This is a genomic window from Geodermatophilus amargosae, assembly GCF_041028265.1.
GTDB lineage: Bacteria > Actinomycetota > Actinomycetes > Mycobacteriales > Geodermatophilaceae > Geodermatophilus > Geodermatophilus amargosae_A.
The window spans coordinates 186,316-203,355 of the sequence record NZ_JABGCW010000009.1; the positions used below are offsets into that span (position 1 = coordinate 186,316).

General features: G+C 75.2%; 15 protein-coding genes and 1 pseudogene. 6 read left to right on the top strand and 10 right to left on the bottom strand.

The window, feature by feature from the left end:
• Positions 1 to 41 precede the first annotated feature (41 nt).
• From HLV61_RS12265 to HLV61_RS12280, 4 genes and pseudogenes are all read right to left on the bottom strand, one after another.
• Complete coding sequence (locus HLV61_RS12265; RefSeq protein ID WP_369255735.1) at positions 42 to 1,109, bottom strand: 4Fe-4S dicluster domain-containing protein; 1,068 nt, start codon at positions 1,107 to 1,109, stop codon at positions 42 to 44.
• 25 nt (positions 1,110 to 1,134) lie between these two features.
• Positions 1,135 to 4,425: pseudogene (gene fdh, locus HLV61_RS12270) on the bottom strand (formate dehydrogenase).
• A 73-nt stretch (positions 4,426 to 4,498) separates the two neighbouring features.
• On the bottom strand, positions 4,499 to 4,900 hold the full coding sequence (locus tag HLV61_RS12275) for an MmcQ/YjbR family DNA-binding protein (protein ID WP_369255737.1): 402 nt from the start codon (positions 4,898 to 4,900) through the stop codon (positions 4,499 to 4,501).
• 25 nt (positions 4,901 to 4,925) lie between these two features.
• On the bottom strand, positions 4,926 to 5,189 hold the full coding sequence (locus HLV61_RS12280) for a hypothetical protein (protein ID WP_369255739.1): 264 nt from the start codon (positions 5,187 to 5,189) through the stop codon (positions 4,926 to 4,928).
• Positions 5,190 to 5,305: 116 nt separating this feature from the next.
• Here HLV61_RS12280 and HLV61_RS12285 point away from each other — a divergent pair, with 116 nt between their 5' ends.
• The 5 genes from HLV61_RS12285 (at position 5,306) to HLV61_RS12305 (ending at position 11,311) form a co-directional block, all read left to right on the top strand.
• Positions 5,306 to 6,115 (top strand): MBL fold metallo-hydrolase, encoded by an 810-nt coding sequence (locus HLV61_RS12285; protein ID WP_369255741.1) that lies wholly within the window; start codon positions 5,306 to 5,308, stop codon positions 6,113 to 6,115.
• Positions 6,112 to 6,762 (top strand): DedA family protein, encoded by a 651-nt coding sequence (locus tag HLV61_RS12290; protein WP_369255743.1) that lies wholly within the window; start codon positions 6,112 to 6,114, stop codon positions 6,760 to 6,762. The genes HLV61_RS12285 and HLV61_RS12290 overlap by 4 nt, the downstream gene beginning before the upstream one ends.
• Positions 6,759 to 8,924 (top strand): phage holin family protein, encoded by a 2,166-nt coding sequence (locus tag HLV61_RS12295; RefSeq protein ID WP_369255745.1) that lies wholly within the window; start codon positions 6,759 to 6,761, stop codon positions 8,922 to 8,924. The genes HLV61_RS12290 and HLV61_RS12295 overlap by 4 nt, the downstream gene beginning before the upstream one ends.
• A 246-nt stretch (positions 8,925 to 9,170) precedes the next feature.
• Positions 9,171 to 10,124 (top strand): glucosyl-3-phosphoglycerate synthase, encoded by a 954-nt coding sequence (locus HLV61_RS12300; RefSeq protein ID WP_369255747.1) that lies wholly within the window; start codon positions 9,171 to 9,173, stop codon positions 10,122 to 10,124.
• Positions 10,124 to 11,311 (top strand): glycosyltransferase, encoded by a 1,188-nt coding sequence (locus tag HLV61_RS12305; protein WP_369255749.1) that lies wholly within the window; start codon positions 10,124 to 10,126, stop codon positions 11,309 to 11,311. Before HLV61_RS12300 ends, HLV61_RS12305 begins: the two co-directional genes overlap by 1 nt.
• A gap of 13 nt (positions 11,312 to 11,324) precedes the next feature.
• On the opposite strand, the gene HLV61_RS12310 is transcribed toward HLV61_RS12305, so the two are convergent.
• Genes HLV61_RS12310 through HLV61_RS12320 form a run of 3 tightly spaced genes read right to left on the bottom strand, consistent with a single transcriptional unit; the run spans position 11,325 to position 14,088 of the window.
• Complete coding sequence (locus tag HLV61_RS12310) at positions 11,325 to 12,275, bottom strand: Gfo/Idh/MocA family protein (RefSeq protein ID WP_369255751.1); 951 nt, start codon at positions 12,273 to 12,275, stop codon at positions 11,325 to 11,327.
• Entirely contained in the window at positions 12,272 to 12,937 is a 666-nt protein-coding gene (locus HLV61_RS12315) for an HAD family hydrolase (RefSeq protein WP_369255753.1), read from the bottom strand. The genes HLV61_RS12310 and HLV61_RS12315 overlap by 4 nt, the downstream gene beginning before the upstream one ends.
• A 38-nt stretch (positions 12,938 to 12,975) precedes the next feature.
• Positions 12,976 to 14,088, bottom strand: coding sequence for an NDMA-dependent alcohol dehydrogenase (locus tag HLV61_RS12320; protein ID WP_369255755.1), 1,113 nt, complete (start codon positions 14,086 to 14,088; stop codon positions 12,976 to 12,978).
• 184 nt (positions 14,089 to 14,272) lie between these two features.
• On the opposite strand from HLV61_RS12320, the gene HLV61_RS12325 reads away from it, so the two are divergent.
• Complete coding sequence (locus tag HLV61_RS12325; protein WP_369255757.1) at positions 14,273 to 14,959, top strand: TetR/AcrR family transcriptional regulator; 687 nt, start codon at positions 14,273 to 14,275, stop codon at positions 14,957 to 14,959.
• 15 nt (positions 14,960 to 14,974) lie between these two features.
• On the opposite strand, the gene HLV61_RS12330 is transcribed toward HLV61_RS12325, so the two are convergent.
• The 3 genes from HLV61_RS12330 to HLV61_RS12340 form a co-directional block, all read right to left on the bottom strand.
• The gene (locus tag HLV61_RS12330) at positions 14,975 to 15,571 is read right to left on the bottom strand and encodes a TetR-like C-terminal domain-containing protein (RefSeq protein WP_369255759.1); all 597 of its coding nucleotides are present in this window, start codon (positions 15,569 to 15,571) and stop codon (positions 14,975 to 14,977) included.
• 142 nt (positions 15,572 to 15,713) lie between these two features.
• Positions 15,714 to 16,046, bottom strand: a complete 333-nt coding sequence (locus HLV61_RS12335) for a hypothetical protein (RefSeq protein ID WP_369255761.1) — start codon at positions 16,044 to 16,046, stop codon at positions 15,714 to 15,716.
• An 81-nt stretch (positions 16,047 to 16,127) separates the two neighbouring features.
• Positions 16,128 to 17,015, bottom strand: coding sequence for a 1,4-dihydroxy-2-naphthoyl-CoA synthase (locus HLV61_RS12340; RefSeq protein WP_369255763.1), 888 nt, complete (start codon positions 17,013 to 17,015; stop codon positions 16,128 to 16,130).
• Positions 17,016 to 17,040 lie beyond the last annotated feature (25 nt).

Here is a 17,040-nt window from a genome sequence, read left to right on the forward strand (position 1 = left end):
CCCCTCCGACAGGAACGGCCGTTCCCGTCGCTCCGAGCCGGTCATCTCGGCCGCCGTCCCACGAACGCCGACAGCACGACGCCGGCGATCATCACGGCACCGGCCGCGGCCGAGCGCCACATCGAGGGCAGGTCGCGGGTGGTCACCACCGGGTCCGGCGGCAGGCCGTAGACCTCCGGCTCGTCGAGCAGCAGGAAGAACGCGCCGGCCCCGCCGACGCCGTCGTCCTCGTCGCGGCCGTAGAGCCGCGCGGTCTCCACGCCCTGGCCCTGCAGGGTCGCCAGCCGCGCGTCGGCGCGGGCCTGCAGCTCCTCGAGGTTGCCGAACTGGATCGACTGCGTGGGACAGGCGGTCGCGCAGGCCGGCTGCAGCCCGTCGGTGAGCCGGTCGTAGCACATCGTGCACTTGAAGACCCGGCCGTCGTCCTTGCGCTGGTCGATGACGCCGTACGGGCAGGACGGCACGCAGTAGCCGCAGCCGTTGCAGATGTCGCCCTGCACCACGACGGTGCCGAACTCGGTGCGGAACAGCGCACCCGTCGGGCAGACGTCGAGGCACCCGGCGTGCGTGCAGTGCTTGCACACGTCGGAGCTCATCAGCCAGCGGATCTGCTTGTCCGAGCCGGTCTGCCCGGTCTGCGGGTCGAACTCGCTCAGCGCCTCGGCGTTCAGGACGCCGGACTGCTGCGCCGTCAGCAGGCTGTCGTCGTTCCGGCCCTCGGCGACCGACGGGCCCGAGCCCTGGCGGTCGTCACCGGGCCGCCCGAAGGTCGGCATCGGCAGGTCCACGGTGCGGGTCTGCTCGATGAAGGCCACGTGCCGCCACGAGTTGGCGCCGAGCTGGCCGGTGTTGTCGTAGGACATCCCGGACAGCCCGATGACGTCGCGCACGCCGTGCGAGTCGTCCATCGGCAGGGTGTTCCACTCCTTGCACGCCACCTCGCAGGCCTTGCAGCCGATGCACACCGAGGTGTCGGTGAAGAAGCCCACCCGCGCCGGGTGGTCGGTGTCGTAGCCGGCCTCGGCCTGGACGTCGGGCAGCGGCCCGAACAGCCGGTTGTCCGGGTCGCGGCCGGTGAAGGCCGGGCTCGCCGAGCTGATCGAGGTCATGCCGGCCTCCTCCCTGCTCCCGTGGTCACAGCCGGGACCCCTCGCCGGCCTCGGCGGCGACCGGGTCGCGGCCGTTGACCCCGACCCGTCCGGACTCGACGCCGGCCTGCCTGCGGTAGGACTCCACGAAGTCGATCAGCGCCGGGCCGCGCGGGCGCCGTCCCGGCCGGATGTCGGCGGTGCTGACCTTGTCCTCCTGGATGTGGGTGTTCGGGTCGAGCACGATCCCGAGCAGGTCGTTGGCCGAGTCGCCGGTCGAGATGCCGCTGTAGGACCAGTGGTAGGGCATCCCGATCTGGTGCACCACCTGGCCGCTGCGCAGCCGGATCGGCCGCATCCGCTCGGTGACCAGCACCTTCGCCTCGATCGCGGTCCGCGTGCTGACCAGCGTGGCGTACTCCCCGTTGGTCAGGCCGCGCAGCGCGGCGAGTTCCGGGCTCACCTCGACGAAGAACTCCGGCTGGAGCTCGGACAGGTAGGGCAGCGTGCGGCTCATGCCGCCGGCGGTGTGGTGCTCGGTCAGCCGGTAGGTGGTGACCTGGAACGGGAAGACCGGGCTCAGCGAGGGGTTCTCGCGGTTCCACGGCCCCTCGATGTGCTCGATCGTCGGGTTCGCCTGCTGCTTGTAGAGCGCGTTCTCGACGACGGACTCCGCCGGCTCGTAGTGCGTCGGCAGCGGGCCGTCGACGACCCCGGCGGGCGCGTACAGCCAGGCCTTCCCGTCCCCCTGCATGATGAACGGGTCGCTGCCACCGATCGCGTCCTGCGCCCGGGCGCCGTCCGGCGGCACGTAGTCCGGCCGCTTGGTCGCCTCGAAGTCCGGGTTGTCGGCGCCGGTCCAGCGGCCGGCCTCCTCGTCCCAGTACACGTACTTCTTGCGCTCGCTCCACGGCTTGCCGTCGGGGTCGGCCGAGGCGCGGTTGTAGAGGATGCGCCGGTTGTACGGCCAGGCCCAGCCCCACTCGGAGGCGACCTGACCCTGCTCGCGGCCGGGCTTGCGGCGGGCGGCCTGGTTGACCTCGTCGGCGTAGACGCCGGAGTAGATCCAGCAGCCGCACGCCGTCGAGCCGTCGTCCTTCAGCTCCATGTAGCCCGACACCGCGTGCCCGTCGGGACCGACGCCGTTGATCTCGCGCAGGACGGCCTCGGCGCTGGGCTCCTGGTCCGGCCCGTGGGTCGGGTAGTCCCAGGTCAGGTCCAGCAGAGGGCGGTCCCGCGGGTCGGTCGAGTCCGCCAGCCGCTCCCGCAGCATGCGACCGAGGTGGTAGTAGAACCACAGGTCGCTCTTCGCGTCGCCCGGCGGCTCGACGGCCTTGTGGCGCCACTGCAGCAGCCGCTGGGTCTGGGTGAAGGTCCCCTCCTTCTCCGCGTGCGACGCCGCGGGCACGAAGAAGACCTCGGTGGCGATCGTCTCGGGCGCCAGCTCCCCGGTCTCGATCTCCGGCGACTCCTTCCAGAAGGTCGCCGACTCGATCATCTGCAGGTCGCGGACCACCAGCCAGTCCAGGTTGGCCAGGCCGAACCGGTTCATCCGGCCGTTGGGGTGCCCGACCGTCGGGTTCTCACCGACGAGGAAGTAGCCGGCGATCTTGCCCTCGATCATGTCGGCGATCTGGCGGTAGGAGCTGTGGTCGCCGTCGATCTTCGGCATGTAGTCGAAGCAGAAGTCGTTCTCCGCGGTCGCGGCGTCGCCCCACCAGGCCTTGAGCAGGCTGACCGCGTAGGCCCGCTTGTTGCCCCAGAACCCGGCCTTGCCGGCCGCGTCCGCGCAGTACTCGTCGAGCGTCCCGTGCTGCATCGCGTGCGGCATCGGCAGGTAGCCCGGCAGCAGGTTGTACAGCGTCGGGACGTCGGTCGAGCCCTGGATGCTGGCGTGCCCGCGCAGCGCCAGGATGCCGCCGCCGGGACGGCCGATGTTGCCCAGCAGCGTCTGCAGGATCGAGCAGGTGCGGATGTACTGCGCGCCGACGCTGTGCTGCGTCCAGCCCACCGAGTAGACCCACGCCGTCGTCCGGTCCCGCTTGCTGTTCTCGGTCACCCAGCGGGCGACCTGCAGGAACACCTCCGGCTCGATGCCGCAGACCTCGGCGACCATCTCCGGGGTGTAGCGGGCGAAGTGGCGCTTGAGGACCTGGAAGACGGTGCGCGGGTGCTGCAGCGTCTCGTCCCGCTTCGGCTTGGCCGGGATCGGCGGGCCGCCGCTGCCGGCCGCCTGGGCCTTGTCGCTCTTCTTGATCTCCGGGTCCTGCTCCTTGCGGTCCTGCTCCGCGGCTCCCGCCGGGTCGTCCGAGCCCGAGTGCGGCGCCTCCTCCGGCTCGTACTGCCAGCTGGCCTCGTCGTACTGGTTGTGCTCCGGGTCGAAGCCGGAGAACAGGCCACCGAGGTCCTCGGCGTCGACGAAGTCCTCGCCCACCAGCGCCGCGGCGTTGGTGTAGGCGACCACGTACTCCTTGAAGTACAGCTCGTTGTCGAGCACGTACCGGATCAGGCCGCCGAGGAAGGCGATGTCGGTGCCCATGCGCAGCGGCACGTGCAGGTCGGCGATCGCGCTGGTGCGGGTGAACCGCGGGTCGATGTGGATCACCTTGGCGCCGCGCGCCTTCGCCTCCGCCACCCACTGGAAACCCACCGGGTGGCACTCGGCCATGTTCGAACCCTCGATGACGATGCAGTCGGAGTTCGCGAGGTCTTCCTGGGAGTTCGTGGCGCCGCCACGACCGAACGAGGCACCCAGACCGGGCACCGTGGCGGAGTGCTATATGCGCGCCTGGTTCTCGATCTGTATGGCGCCCATGGCGCTGTAGAGCTTCTTCATGAGGTAGTTCTCCTCGTTGTCGAGGGTCGCCCCTCCGAGGCTCGCCAACCCCATCGTGCGGTTCACGCGCTTGCCGTCGTTCTCGTCCTGCCAGCCCTTGCGCCGGGCCTCCAGGACGCGGTCGGCGATCATCTCCATCGCCGTGTCGAGCTCGAGGTCCTCCCACTCCGTCCCGTACGGACGGCGGTACTTGACCGTCGTGACGCGGGTCGGGCTGGTGACCAGCGACTTGCTGGCGCTGCCCTTGGGGCACAGCCGGCCGCGGCTGATCGGCGAGTCCGGGTCGCCCTCGATCTGGACGATCTTCTCGTCCTTGACGAAGATGCGCTGCCCGCACCCCACCGCGCAGTAGGGGCACACGCTCTGCACGACGCGGTCGGCGGTGGCCGTGCGGCTCACCACGCCCTCCGTCGCCTTGCTGCGCGCCGCCGCGCCGCGTCCGAGCGGGTCGGGGCCGGTCAGCTGCCGGAACACCGGCCAGGCGTCGAGCCAGGTCTTCACCGGGTGGACTCTGCCACTCCTCGGCGCATCCGGCCTCCGGAACCTGCCGGGGCCGCATCCGCGCCGGAGGCGGTCAGGACGGGTCGGTCCGCCCGGTGGCCAGGTGCTCGCGCGCCAGCCGCTTCGGCGCCTTCGCCAGCCACGCCTCGGTGAGCAGTTCGGCGAGCTCGCCGACGTCGACGGCGTCCAGGCGCACGAGCACGACGGCGTACCCGTCGAAGTGCGGCGTCGTCAGGTGGACCGCGGGGTCGTCGGCGACCAGCGCGTGCTTGACGCCCTCGTCGGCGACGGCGACGGCGAGGACCGGGCCGTCGGGAGCGGCGTCGCCGAGGTGCTCGACGTCGGCCCGGCGCAGCGGGCGCTCCCAGGCGAAGGTCCGGTCGCGCACCTTCCACGCCTGCCCGCCGTAGGAGGTGCCCTCCGTCGTCCCGGGCAGGGCGAGGGCCAGGCGCCGCACGTCCGCCCAGGTGGCCACGGGGGCGACGGTAGCGCCGTCCGGGTCAGACCGGGGTCACGCCCGGCACCCGCTGCCCGCGCGGCAGGGCCAGTCCGCACGCGGCCAGTCGGTCCCGCAGCCGGGCCGCCTCCTGGCGCCGCTGCTCGGCGCGCCGGCGCAGGACCGTCACCTGCAGCGGGTCGGCCGTGCGCTGCGCGCGCAGCTCCAGCACGGCCGCCGTCTCCAGGTGCAGCGCCATGCGCCGCAGCTCGCCGGACAGCTCCGCCGTCCGCAGACCCGACCCCGGGTCCCCCTCCGCTGAGGTCATGGGAGGCATGGTGGAACGCATCCGTCCCCGCCGCACCCGGAGCGACGCGCCGGGGTGATCACCCCCGGCGGAAAAGCGGTCCCGGACCCGTCGGTGCCCGGGTCGATACTGGCCGGGTGGATGGTCCCGGCCTGCACTGGATCGGCCACTCGACCGTCCGCGTCGAGCTGGCCGGCTCCACCGTGCTGACCGATCCGGTGCTCACCCGCGTCGTCGGGCCGCTGCGGCGGGTCGCCCCCCTCCCGCCCGCGGCCACCTGGTCCGGCGTCGACCTCGTGCTGGTCAGCCACCTGCACGAGGACCACCTGCACCTGCCCAGCCTGCGGCTGCTCGACGACGACGTCCGCGTGGTCGTGCCCCGCGGCGCCGGCGCGTGGCTGCGCGCGCACGGCGTGCCGTGGGTCGACGAGCTGGCACCCGGGGAGTCGCTGGCGCACCGCGACCTGCGGGTCACCGCTGTCCCCGCGGTCCACAGCGGCCACCGCTGGGGCCCGCGGCTGACGCACGGCCCGGTCAGCGCCGCCGTCGGTCACCTGGTCGAGGGCGCCGGCGCCACCGTGTACGCCTGCGGGGACACCGACCTGTTCGACGGGATGGCCCGCATCGGCGACCGCGGGATCGACGTCGCGCTGGTGCCGGTGTGGGGCTGGGGCCCGACGCTCGGCCCCGGCCACCTCGACCCCGGGCGGGCCGTCGAGGCGGTGGCGCGGCTGCGGCCGCGGGTCGCCGTCCCGGTGCACTGGGGCACCCTCACCCTCGCCGGCGGCACCGTCGTCCCCGGCCTCGCCCGGCGCTACCGGCGGGTGCTGACCGACCCGCCGTGCGTCTTCGCCGAGGCGGTCGCCGCGCGTGGGCTGCCCACCACCGTGGTCGTCCCCGAGCCCGGCGGCGCGGTCGAGCTCCCCACCGCGGCGGGTGCGCCGTGAGCGCCGTGCTCGCCTCCGGCTGGACCGACGGGTCCTCGATCGGCTACCCCGTGCTCTTCGGCGGGGTGCTGCTCGGCTCGATCGTGCCGGTGGTGCCCACCGGCGCGGTGGTCGGCGCCGCGGCCGCGTTCGCGATCACCGCGCACGAGCTGAACCTGGTCGCGGTCCTCGTGGTGGCCACCCTCGCCGCCTGGCTCGGCGACGTCGTCACCTTCGCCGTCTGCCGCTTCGGCGGACCCGCCGCGGTGCGCTGGGTGGCCCGGGGGCAGCACGCCGACCGCATCGAGGAGGTCCGCGAGCAGTTCCGTCTGCACGGCTGGCAGATCGTCGTCGCCGGGCGGCTGCTGCCCGCGGGCCGCATCCCCGTGCTGCTGGCCGCCGGCGCGCTGGCCTATCCGTGGCGGCGGCTGCTGCCCGCCTCGCTGCTGGCCGCCGGGCTGTGGGCGGTCGCGTACGCGCTGCTCGGCGTGGCCAGCGGCGGGATCTTCGACAGCCCGCTCGTCGCGACGCTGGTGGCCACGCTGCTGGTCCTCGTCGTCGGCGCGGTGCTCAACCTGGCCGGGTCGCGCCGCAGGCGGCACGCCGAGCCGGAACCGGAGCCGGACCCGGACGACGAGAGCAGCCCGGCCCCGTGCCGGCCGGCGTGACGCGGTCCGGTCCGTGGCGGTCGGACGCCGCGCGTGGCCGGGTGCTCGGCCGCGGCCGGGCGCCGGCACGGGTGCTGCTCACCTGGGTGCTGGCCACGCTGGCCCTCGTCGGCCTCGACCGGTGGCTCGGCGGCTTCGCGATGTCCGCCTGGTGGCAGCCGCCGCTGGCCGCCCTCCTGCTGGGCCTGCTCGCCGGCGTGGTCTGGCCGCTGGTGATGCGGGTGGCGCTGCCGCTGGCGCTGTTCACGCTGGGCGTGGGCAGCTTCCTGCTGCTCGGCGCGGGAGTGCTGGCGATCTCCTTCGCGATCCCGGGCGTGGTGGTGGCCGACCTCGGCACCGCGGTGCTGGTCGTCGTGGCGATGGCGGCGGTGACGGCGGTGGTGAGCAGCGCACTGGCCGTCGACGAGGACGAGGTGTTCTTCCGCCGCGCCCGCCGCCGCGCCGTGCGCGCCGCGAGTCCCGGTCCCTGCCCGGCGGGGGTGCTGTTCCTGCAGATCGACGGGCTCGGTGCCGACACCGCCCGGCGCGCCGTCCGCGACGGGTCGATGCCCACGCTGGCGGCGTGGCTGCGGTCGGGCAGCCACACGCTCACCGCGTGGCACACCGACTGGAGCTCGCAGACCGGCGCCTCGGTCTGCGGCATCCTGCACGGCTCCAACCACGACGTCCTGGGGTTCCGCTACTACGAGAAGGACCGCGACCACGTCGTCGCGGTGTCGCACCCCGCCGACGCCGCCGAGGTGGAGCGGCGGCACTCCGACGGCCGCGGGCTGCTGGCCGTCGACGGCGCCAGCCGCGGCAACCTGTTCAGCGGCGACGCCCCGCACGTGAGCCTCACGATGAGCGCGCTGCCGCTGGTGACGGCGCGGCGCAGCCTCCGGCGCCGCGAGCGGGTCGGCGCCGGCTACTACGCCTACTTCGCCAACCCGGTGAACGCGGTGCGCACGCTGGGCGTCTCGCTGGCCGACGTCTACCGCGAGCTGGTCGCCGCCGCCCGGCAGCGCCGCGCCGACGTGCGCCCGCGGGTCAGCCGCGGCGGCATCTACCCGCTGGCCCGGCCGGGGACGACGGTCATCGCCCGCGACGTCGTCGTCGCGGCGATCCTCGAGGACATGCTCGCCGCCCGGCCGGTGGTCTACGCCGACTTCCTCGGCTACGACGAGGTGGCCCACCACAGCGGCGTCGAGCGCTTCGACACCCTGGAGGTGCTGCGCAGCATCGACCAGCAGGTCGGCCGGCTGGCCCGCGCCGCCGGACTGGCGCCGCGGGACTACCACCTGGTCCTGCTCTCCGACCACGGCCAGACCCAGGGCGAGGCCTTCGCGCAGCGCTTCGGGGAGACCATCGGGTCCTTCGTGGGCCGGCACTGCGGGGGCTCGCCGGCGCCCGGGCAGCGCGGTCCCGAGCCCCGCGACAGCCGCCGCCCCGCCGAGGGCTGGCAGGTCGCCTCCGCCCTCGCCGAGGCGGCGTCGGGACCGGGCCCGATCGCCCGCCGGTTGCGCGAGCGGGTCGAGTCCGCCGGCGCCGACGAGCACACGCACCGCACGCCGTCCGGGGAGCCGGGCCGGGTCGCGCGGGTGGCACCCGGCGTCGTGGTCGTCGTGTCCGGGCACACCGCCGGGATCTCCTTCGCCGACCTGCCCGGCCGGGTGCCGCTGGAGGAGATCGAGCGCCACTGGCCCGACCTGCTGCCCGCGCTCGTCGACCACGACGGCGTGGGGTTCGCGGTGGTGCACTCCGAGGAGCACGGGCCGGTCGTGCTCGGCCGCGACGGCCTGCACCGGCTGGCCTCCGGCGAGGTGCTCGGTGAGGACCCCCTGGCGCCCTACGGCGAGCACGCGCCGGCGCTGGTCGCCCGGGTGTCGTCGTTCCCGCACTGCCCCGACGTGATGGTCAACAGCCGCTACGACCCCGACACCGACGAGGCCTCGCCCTTCGAGCCGCACGTCGGGTCGCACGGCGGCCTCGGCGGCCCGCAGCAGCGCGGCTTCCTCGCCTACCCGCGCCTGCTCCGCCCGCCCGGGGAGATCGTCGGCGCCGAGCAGTTGCACCGGGTGCTGCGCGGCTGGCTGACCGAGCTCGGGCACCCCGAGCCGGACGGGCGGGGCGCGCGGGTCGGGCCGGACAGCCCGGCCGCGCTGCGCGACCGCAGCCGCGTCTGACCGGCGGGCGACGGCTGCGTGAACAGCGGGCGGGCACCGTGGCGCCGGCACCGGCCCGTCCACGACGGTGGCCCGATGCGCACCGACGCCCCCACCCGGTCCCCCGGCCACACGAGCGACCGCCGGATCACTGCAGGTCACGACGTCGCGGCGGGCGTGGCGGAGCCCGGTGTGCTGCATAGTGGCGCGACGGGGGTCCCGTGCCCGGCAGAGGGAGCCGGCACCCGACCAGGGGGAGCAGAGTCCATGCGCCCTGACGTCCACCGCTGGCTCCGCCGGCGCACCTACACCGCCACGTCCTGGACCGCCGCCGACCTGGCAGCGGCCAAGCGCGCGCAGGGCAGCACCGTCAGCGTCGTGCTCCCCGCGCTGGACGAGGAGGCCACCGTCGGCGCGATCGTCCGCGCCATCCGCGCCGAGCTCGTCGACCGCGCCCCCCTGGTCGACGAGGTGGTCGTCGTCGACAGCGGCTCCGCCGACCGCACGGCCGCCGTCGCCGCGGCCGCCGGGGCGCGCGTCGTCGACACCGGCAGCGTGCTGCCCGCCCACGGCCGCGTGCCGGGCAAGGGGGAGGCGCTGTGGAAGGCGCTGCACGCCACCAGCGGCGACCTCGTCGTCTTCGTCGACGCCGACCTCGTCGGCTTCGACCCGATGTACGTCGTCGGCCTGCTCGGCCCGCTGCTCACCGACCCGGCCATCGGCTACGTCAAGGCGCTCTACGACCGGCCGCTCACCACGACCGAGGGCATCGTCCCCTCCGGCGGCGGGCGGGTCACCGAGCTGCTGGCCCGGCCGCTGCTCAACGCGTTCTGGCCGGAGCTGTCCGGCTTCGTGCAGCCACTGTCGGGCGAGTACGCCGGCCGCCGCGAGCTGCTCGAGCGGGTCCCGTTCGTCTCCGGCTACGGCGTCGAGTTCGGGCTGCTGGTCGACCTGGCGGGGCTGGCCGGCGTCGACGCGCTCGCCCAGGTCGACCTCGGTACCCGCCAGCACGCCCACCAGTCCGACGCCGCGCTCGGCCGCATGGCCGGGCAGATCCTGCAGACGGCGATGGCCCGCCGTCCGGGAGCCGGGAGCTCCTCCTCGCAGCTGCTGCAGTTCCTGCGCACCGGCGACGGCGTCGAGGCGGTGAGCTGGGACGTGGCGGTGACCGAGCGACCGCCGATGTCCACGGTCCGGGCGGCGGCGCCCGGGAGCCGCTGATGCGGGTCCTCATGGACTCCGGCCCCTGGCTGCCGGTGCCGCCCGGGGGCTACGGCGGGCTGGAGAACGTCGTCGCCACGCTGACCACCGAACTGCGCGCACGCGGCCACACCGTCGTCCTCGCCGCCTCCGGCGACTCCCCGCTGCCCGTCGACGGGCTGGTCAGCGCCTTCCCCACCGGCCGCTTCGACCGCCTCGGGGCGCCGTACGCGCAGGTCGTCGGCATCGCGCACGCCCACGCGCAGGCCGTCGCGGAGGCCGCCACCACCGGGGCCTTCGACCTGGTGCACACCCACCTGGAGGTGGTCGGCCCGGCGGTGCTCGGGGCGCTCGGCCGCGCGGCGCCCCCGGTGCTCGCCACGCTGCACTGGGACCTGCACCGCAACGCCGACTTCTACGAGCGCTTCGACGGCGCCGGCCGGGTGTTCTTCGCCGGGGTGTCCGACAGCCAGGTGGCCCGCGGGCCCGAGCGGCTGCAGCGGCAGACGCTGGGCGCCGTCCCGCTGGCGGTGCCGGTCGACGGCCCCCCGCCCGTGCCGCGGGAGGACCGCGACGACGCCGTCCTCGTGCTCGCCCGGCTGTGCGAGCTCAAGGGCACCGACACCGCCGTCCGGGCCTGCCGGGCCGCCGGCGTGCCGGTGGTGCTCGCCGGCCCGGTCGGCCCGCTGCCCGACCGGGCCGCGCTGGACGCCGCCCTGGCCACTCCGGGGCACCCCGCGCTGTCCCATCCCGACGTCACGTGGTTCCTCGCCTGCGTCGAGCCCCTGCTCGACGGCGACCGGGCGCGCTGGGTGGGCACCGTGAGCGGCGCGGAGAAGGCCGGCCTCCTGCGCCGGGCGCGGGCGCTGCTCACGCCGGTCCGCTGGCAGGAACCCGGCGGCACGGCGGTCTGCGAGGCCCTCGCCGCCGGCACGCCCGTGGTCGCCCTGGCCCGCGGCTGCCTGCCCTCGCTGGTCGACGACGGCCGCACCGGCCTCCTCGCCGACGACGAGACGCAGCTGACCGCGGCGCTGGCGCGGATCGGGGAGATCGACCCGGAGGAGTGCGCGGCCGAGGCGCGGCGGCGGTTCGCGCCCCCGGTCATGGCCGCGGCCTACGAGCGGCTCTACGCCGAGGTGGTCCGCCGCGCCCGGGTGTGCACGACGGCCGGCCCGCGCGTCGTGGCGCCCCGATCCCCCACGCCCTAGCGCGCTCGTCGCGCTAGCGGCCGCGGACGGCGGCGCCGGTGCGGGCGGACTCGGCGACCGCCACCGCCAGCCGGTGGGTCCGCAGCGCCTCGGCGTAGTCGACCAGCCCCTCGGCGCGGGTGCCGGTGGTCAGCAGCTCCACGAAGGCCCGGTCGACGGCGGTGCGCGCGTCGACGGCCGGCTCGGTGTGCGTGGTGCCCCCCGCGGTCGTCACCGCCAGCGCGGTCTCGGTGAGCTCGAGCGCGGCGCCGGCGCAGGAGACCTCCAGGCCGGCGCGGGTCTTGGCCGGCTGCGCGCAGGCCGCGCTGAGCGTGCCGACCGCGCCGGAGTCGAAGCGCAGCAGCGCCACCGTGGCGTCGTCGACGTCGCGCCCCTCCCCCGACGACGGCGCGGCCAGCGCCTGCACCTCGGCCACCTCACCGGCGAGCACCCGGGCCACGTCGAGGACGTGCGTGGCCTGCTCGACCACCTGCCCGCCCGAGCGGTCCGCGCGCGACCACCACGCCGGCGGCGGCACCTTGTCCAGCCAGGTGGCCGCGACCAGCCGCGGCGGAGCGGCCGCGCACACCGCGCGGGCCGCGGCCACGGTGTCCAGGTGCCGCCAGTGGTACCCGGTCGCCGTGGGCACCCCGGCCGCGGCGACGGCGGCGGCGACCTCCTCGGCGACGGCGAGGTCGGTGCCCAGCGGCTTCTCCACGAACAGCGGCAGGCCGGCCCGGACCACCGTCAGCTCCAGCTCGCCGTGCGCGAACGGCGGCACACACAGCCAGACCGCGTCGAGCCGGGACCGCAGCAGCGCGTCGACGTCGAGGGCCGGCACGCCCAGCTCGCCGGCGAGGGCCGCGGCGGCCGCGGGGACCGTGTCGGCCACGCCGACCAGCTCGACGCCGCCGAGCGCGGTCAGCGTGCGGCCGTGCCGGGCACCGACGCCGCCGGCCCCGACCAGGCCCACCCGCAGGGTCACGCGAGCGGGGTGTCGTCGATCCCGGCGAGCAGGTCGCCGGGGGTGTCGAACACCGCGACCGCGCCGGCTCCGCGCAGCTCGTCGTCGCCGAAGCCGCCCGAACGCACCGACACCGCGGGCATCCCCGCCCTCTTCGCCGCCTCGACGTCCCACACCGAGTCGCCGACCACCACGCTCGCCGCGTCCTCGGGCTCCCCGAGCGTGCGCAGCGCCACCCGCAGCAGGTCCGGCGCGGGCTTGGTCGACTCGACGTCCTCGCTGGTGGTCCAGGCCTCGGCGACGTCGCGGGCGTCGAGCAGGTCGAGGTAGCGGTCCACGTGGTGCGGCTTGCCCGAGCTGGCCAGCACGACGCGGTGACCGCGCTGGCGCAGCCCCACCAGCAGGTCACGGGCACCGGGCAGCGGCGCGACCTCCGTCAGCAGCGGGTCGGTCTCCCGCACCCAGCGCTCGCGCGCCTCGTCGCCGATCCGCTGCTCGAGCTCGTCGCCGCCGATCGCCGCGACCAGCTGGTCTCCACCCATCCCGATCAGCCGGTGGATCCGCCACACCGGGAACGTCTCGCCCAGCGACCGGAACGCCCGGTACCAGGCCAGCGCGTGCTGGTAGTTCGTGTCGACCAGCGTGCCGTCGACGTCGAGGACCGCGACCAGGGGGGAGCTCACGCAGGCGGCACTGCCCCGGTCCCGGCGCGGGCAACCGCTCAGCCGTGGACGAGCAGGCCCCGGACCGTCTCGCCGGCCGTCTGGTCGCGGTAGCCCTGGCCCAGCTCGTCGAGGGAGTACCGGCGGGTGACCAGCCGGTCGAGCTCCAGGCGCCCCTCTTCGGCCATCCGCGCCAGCATCGGGATGTCGCGGAAGGGGTTGCACGAGCCGAACAGCGAGCCCTGCACGCGGTGCTCGAACACCGTCGTCATCTGCCCGTTGAGGTCCACGTGGCCCTCGCGCGGGTGGTCGGCCAGCGCGGTGAGCACCAGCGTGCCGCCCTTGCCCACGCACGCCGCGGCGCCGGCCATGACGTCGGCCGACATCTTGCCGACCGTCACGACCACCACGTCGGCGCCCGTGCCCCGCGACAGCTCCCGCGCCAGCTGCGCGGCCTCGGAGGCGTCGGCGACGGTGTGCGTGGCACCCAGCGACGCGGCGAACTCCCGCTTCATGGCCACCGGGTCGACGCCGATGACGTGCAGTGCGCCGGCGTGGACCGCGCCCTGGACGGCGTTGACGCCGACCCCGCCCAGCCCCACCACGACGACGACGTCGCCCGGTCGGGTGCCGCCGGAGTAGACGGCCGACCCCCATCCGGTGGGGACGCTGCAGGCCAGCAGTGCCGCGGTGTCCAGCGGCAGGTGCGCGTCGATCCGCACGCAGGAGAACTCGCTGAGCACGGTGTGGCGGGCGAAGGCGCCGACGATGCAGAACCCGCCGAGCGGCTGGCCGTCGAGCCGGAAGGGATACGTGCCGGTGGGCAGTTGCCCGGTGGCGATCGTGGCGCCCTTGTCGCAGATGTTGGACCGGCCGCTCGCGCAGTACCGGCAGTGCCCGCACGCGGGCAGGAAGCTGGTGACGACGTGGTCGCCGGGCGCGACGGACGTGACGCCGGGGCCGACCCCCAGGACGACGGCCGAGCCCTCGTGGCCGCCGACGATCGGGTAGCGCCCGCCGGGATTGGAGTGCCGCAGGTGCTCGTCGGAGTGGCACAGGCCCGCGTAGGCCATCTCCACGAGGACCTCACCCGGCCCGGGGTCCACGACCTCCAGGTCGACGATCTCGTACTCGGTGCCCGCCCCGCGCAGCACCGCTCCCCTGGTCTCCACGGTTGCAGCCAACCGCACGCCCGGGCGGCGTCCGGCGCCGGGGTGGCACCCGGTGCCACACACGCCCGCGGTGGGGTGACGGTGCTGGTCGGGCCGGGGGAGGATGGCCGGCGGCGTTCCCCGACCGGCTGACGTCGTTCCGGAAGCGCACCTGGGACAACGCAGCGTTGCTATCCTCCGTACCGTGAGTGATCAGTCCCGCCGGGCCGTCAAGAAGGCCCAGACCCGCGCGCACGTGCGGGACACGGCTCAGCGGCTGTTCTCCGAGCGCGGCTTCGACGCCGTGACCATCGCCGACGTCGCGGCGGCCGCGGGTGTCGCGGTGCAGACGGTGTTCAACCACTTCGCGACCAAGGAGGAGCTCTACTGGGCCGACCGGACGCCGTGGGTGGACGGCCCGGCGGCCGCCGTGCGCGAGCGTCCGGCCGGCGTGCCGGCGCTGACCGCACTGCGCGAGCACCTGGTCGCGTCCGTGGGGCACTTCGTCGAGCGACTGGCCGACCCGACCGGCCGCTGCACGATCGCCGCCCTGGAGCGCTCCCCGGCGCTGCAGGCCGCGGAGCGGGAACTGCACCACACCGCGGAGGCCCGGCTGCGGTGCGCGCTGGTCGAGGCCTGGACAGGTCCCGGCGCCGAGGAGCGGGTGCCCGCCGACCCGCGGACGGCGGCCGCGGTCGTGGCCGCCACCTGGCTCGCGGTCACCCGCATCCTGGTGACCCAGCCCCGCGACCCGTTGCCCGCGCCGGAGGACGCGGCCGGGGTCGCCGCCGCGACACGCGCCCTCGCCGAGCGGCTGCTCAGCCGCTACGAGGCCGAACTCGTCGTCCCGGTCCTGGCCGACGGCACCGTCCCGGCCCTGCGCGCCGTCTGACGGCCGGGGACCGGCTCAGCGCCGGGCGGGCTCCGCGGCCGGCGCCACGAGCGGCAGCAGCACGTCGTCGACCACCTGCTCGACGTGCTCGGCGACCATGCCACCGTCGCCGGCGGCGGTGAGCCGCTGCCACCAGAACGCCTCGAGCACCGAGCGCAGCAGTGCCAGCCGCTCGGCCGGCACGTCGTCGCCGCGACCGGCCCAGCGCCGGCCCAGCTCGTCGACGCTCTCCGTCAGCGGGTGCACCAGCGCGGCGTCGAGCCCGGCGCGCAGGTCCTCGTCGTGGCGGGCGGCACCGACGAGGCTGGCCACCGCTCGCTCCTCGCGGGACAGCGGCCGGCGCCACGAGCTCACCAGCGCGACCAGGTCGGCGCGGACCGAGCCCTCGTCCTCCGGCGCGCGGACGAGCGTGAAGCGGCTGACCGCCGAGCGCGCCAGCGCGGCCATCGACGGCCACCGCCGGTAGATGCCGGCCTTGCCCGCGCGCGCCCGTGCGGCGACCCGGTCGCTGTTGAGCCGACCCCAGCCCTCCTCGGCGAGGATGTCGACGGCGACGGCCACCAGTTGCTCGGACAGCTCCGCGCTCAGCGGCCGGCCGGGGGTGCCGCTCACGGGCGAACTCGTTCGTACGACATCAGGTTGCGCACCGCCACATACTGGCCCGTCGATGGAGTGACCACAACGACAGGGGCGGACCGGTCACCCGACCGGTCGGCTGCGGCGCCGTCGTGGGTGCCCGTCGCGGTGCCCGTCGTCAGGCCCCGGCCGCGCCCTCGACGTGGACCTGCAGGGTCGCGCCGTCCTCGCTGACCCAGCCGCGGCTGCGGGCCTCCTCCACCATGCGGTCCCAGCGCTCGCCCCAGTCGGCGACGTCGGCACCGGGCTCGGCGGCCGCCCGCAGCGCCGCGGTGTCGAGCACGCCGGTGCCGTCGTCCTGCAGCCGGCCGAGACCCGCCTCGCGCAGGACCTCGTCGGCCTCCTCGTCGGTCACCTGGCCCAGGGCCAGGTGCAGCCGGGACAGGTCGTCGGTGTCGACGACCCGCACCTCGGGACGCTCCTCGGCGCCCCCCACCACCTCGACGATCACGGTTCCTCCAGGGGACTCTCGGGTGTGGCCCCGTCCCGGGTCCCGCCCCGAGCCTGCGAGGGGCGGGGAGGACGGGGTCCTTCACACGTGCCAAGGGAAGCGGGAGAAGTCGGGGTCCCGCTTCCCCAGGAAGGCGTCACGGCCCTCCACGGCCTCCTCGGCCATGTAGGCCAGCCGGGTCGTCTCCCCGGCGAAGAGCTGCTGACCGACGAGGCCGTCGTCGATCAGGTTGAACGAGTACTTGAGCATCCGCTGGGCGGTGGGGCTCTTGGCGACGATCCGCCGTCCCCAGTCCAGCGCGGTGCGCTCGAGCTCGGCGTGCGGGACGGCGCGGTTGACCATGCCCATGCGGGCGGCGTCCTCGGCGGAGTACTCGTCGCCGAGGAAGAAGATCTCGCGGGCGTACTTCTGCCCCACCTGGCGGGCGAGGTAGGCCGAGCCGAAGCCGCCGTCGAAGCTGCCGACGTCGGCGTCGGTCTGCTTGAACCGCGCGTGCTCGGCGCTGGCGAGGGTGAGGTCGGAGACCACGTGCAGGCTGTGCCCGCCGCCGGCCGCCCACCCCGGGACGACGCAGACGACGACCTTCGGCATGAACCGGATCAGCCGCTGCGCCTCCAGCACGTGCAGCCGGCCGCTGCTGCCCTGCGCGTGCTCGTAGCCGTACCTCCCGCGCACCCGCTGGTCACCGCCGGAGCAGAACGCCCAGCCACCGTCCTTCGGGCTGGGGCCGTTGCCGGTGAGGAGGACGCAGCCGACGTCGGTGGACAGCCGGGCGTGCTCGAGGGCGGCGATGAGCTCGTCGACCGTCTGCGGGCGGAAGGCGTTGCGCACCTCGGGCCGGTCGAAGGCGATCCGGACGACGCCGGCGTCGACGGCGCGGTGGTAGGTGAGGTCGCCGAAGTCGAATCCGTCGACGGGCCGCCACGCCGCGCTGTCGAAGATCTCCGAGACGTCGTCGCGGGCGCTCATGCCCCGAACCTATCCGTGCTCCCGC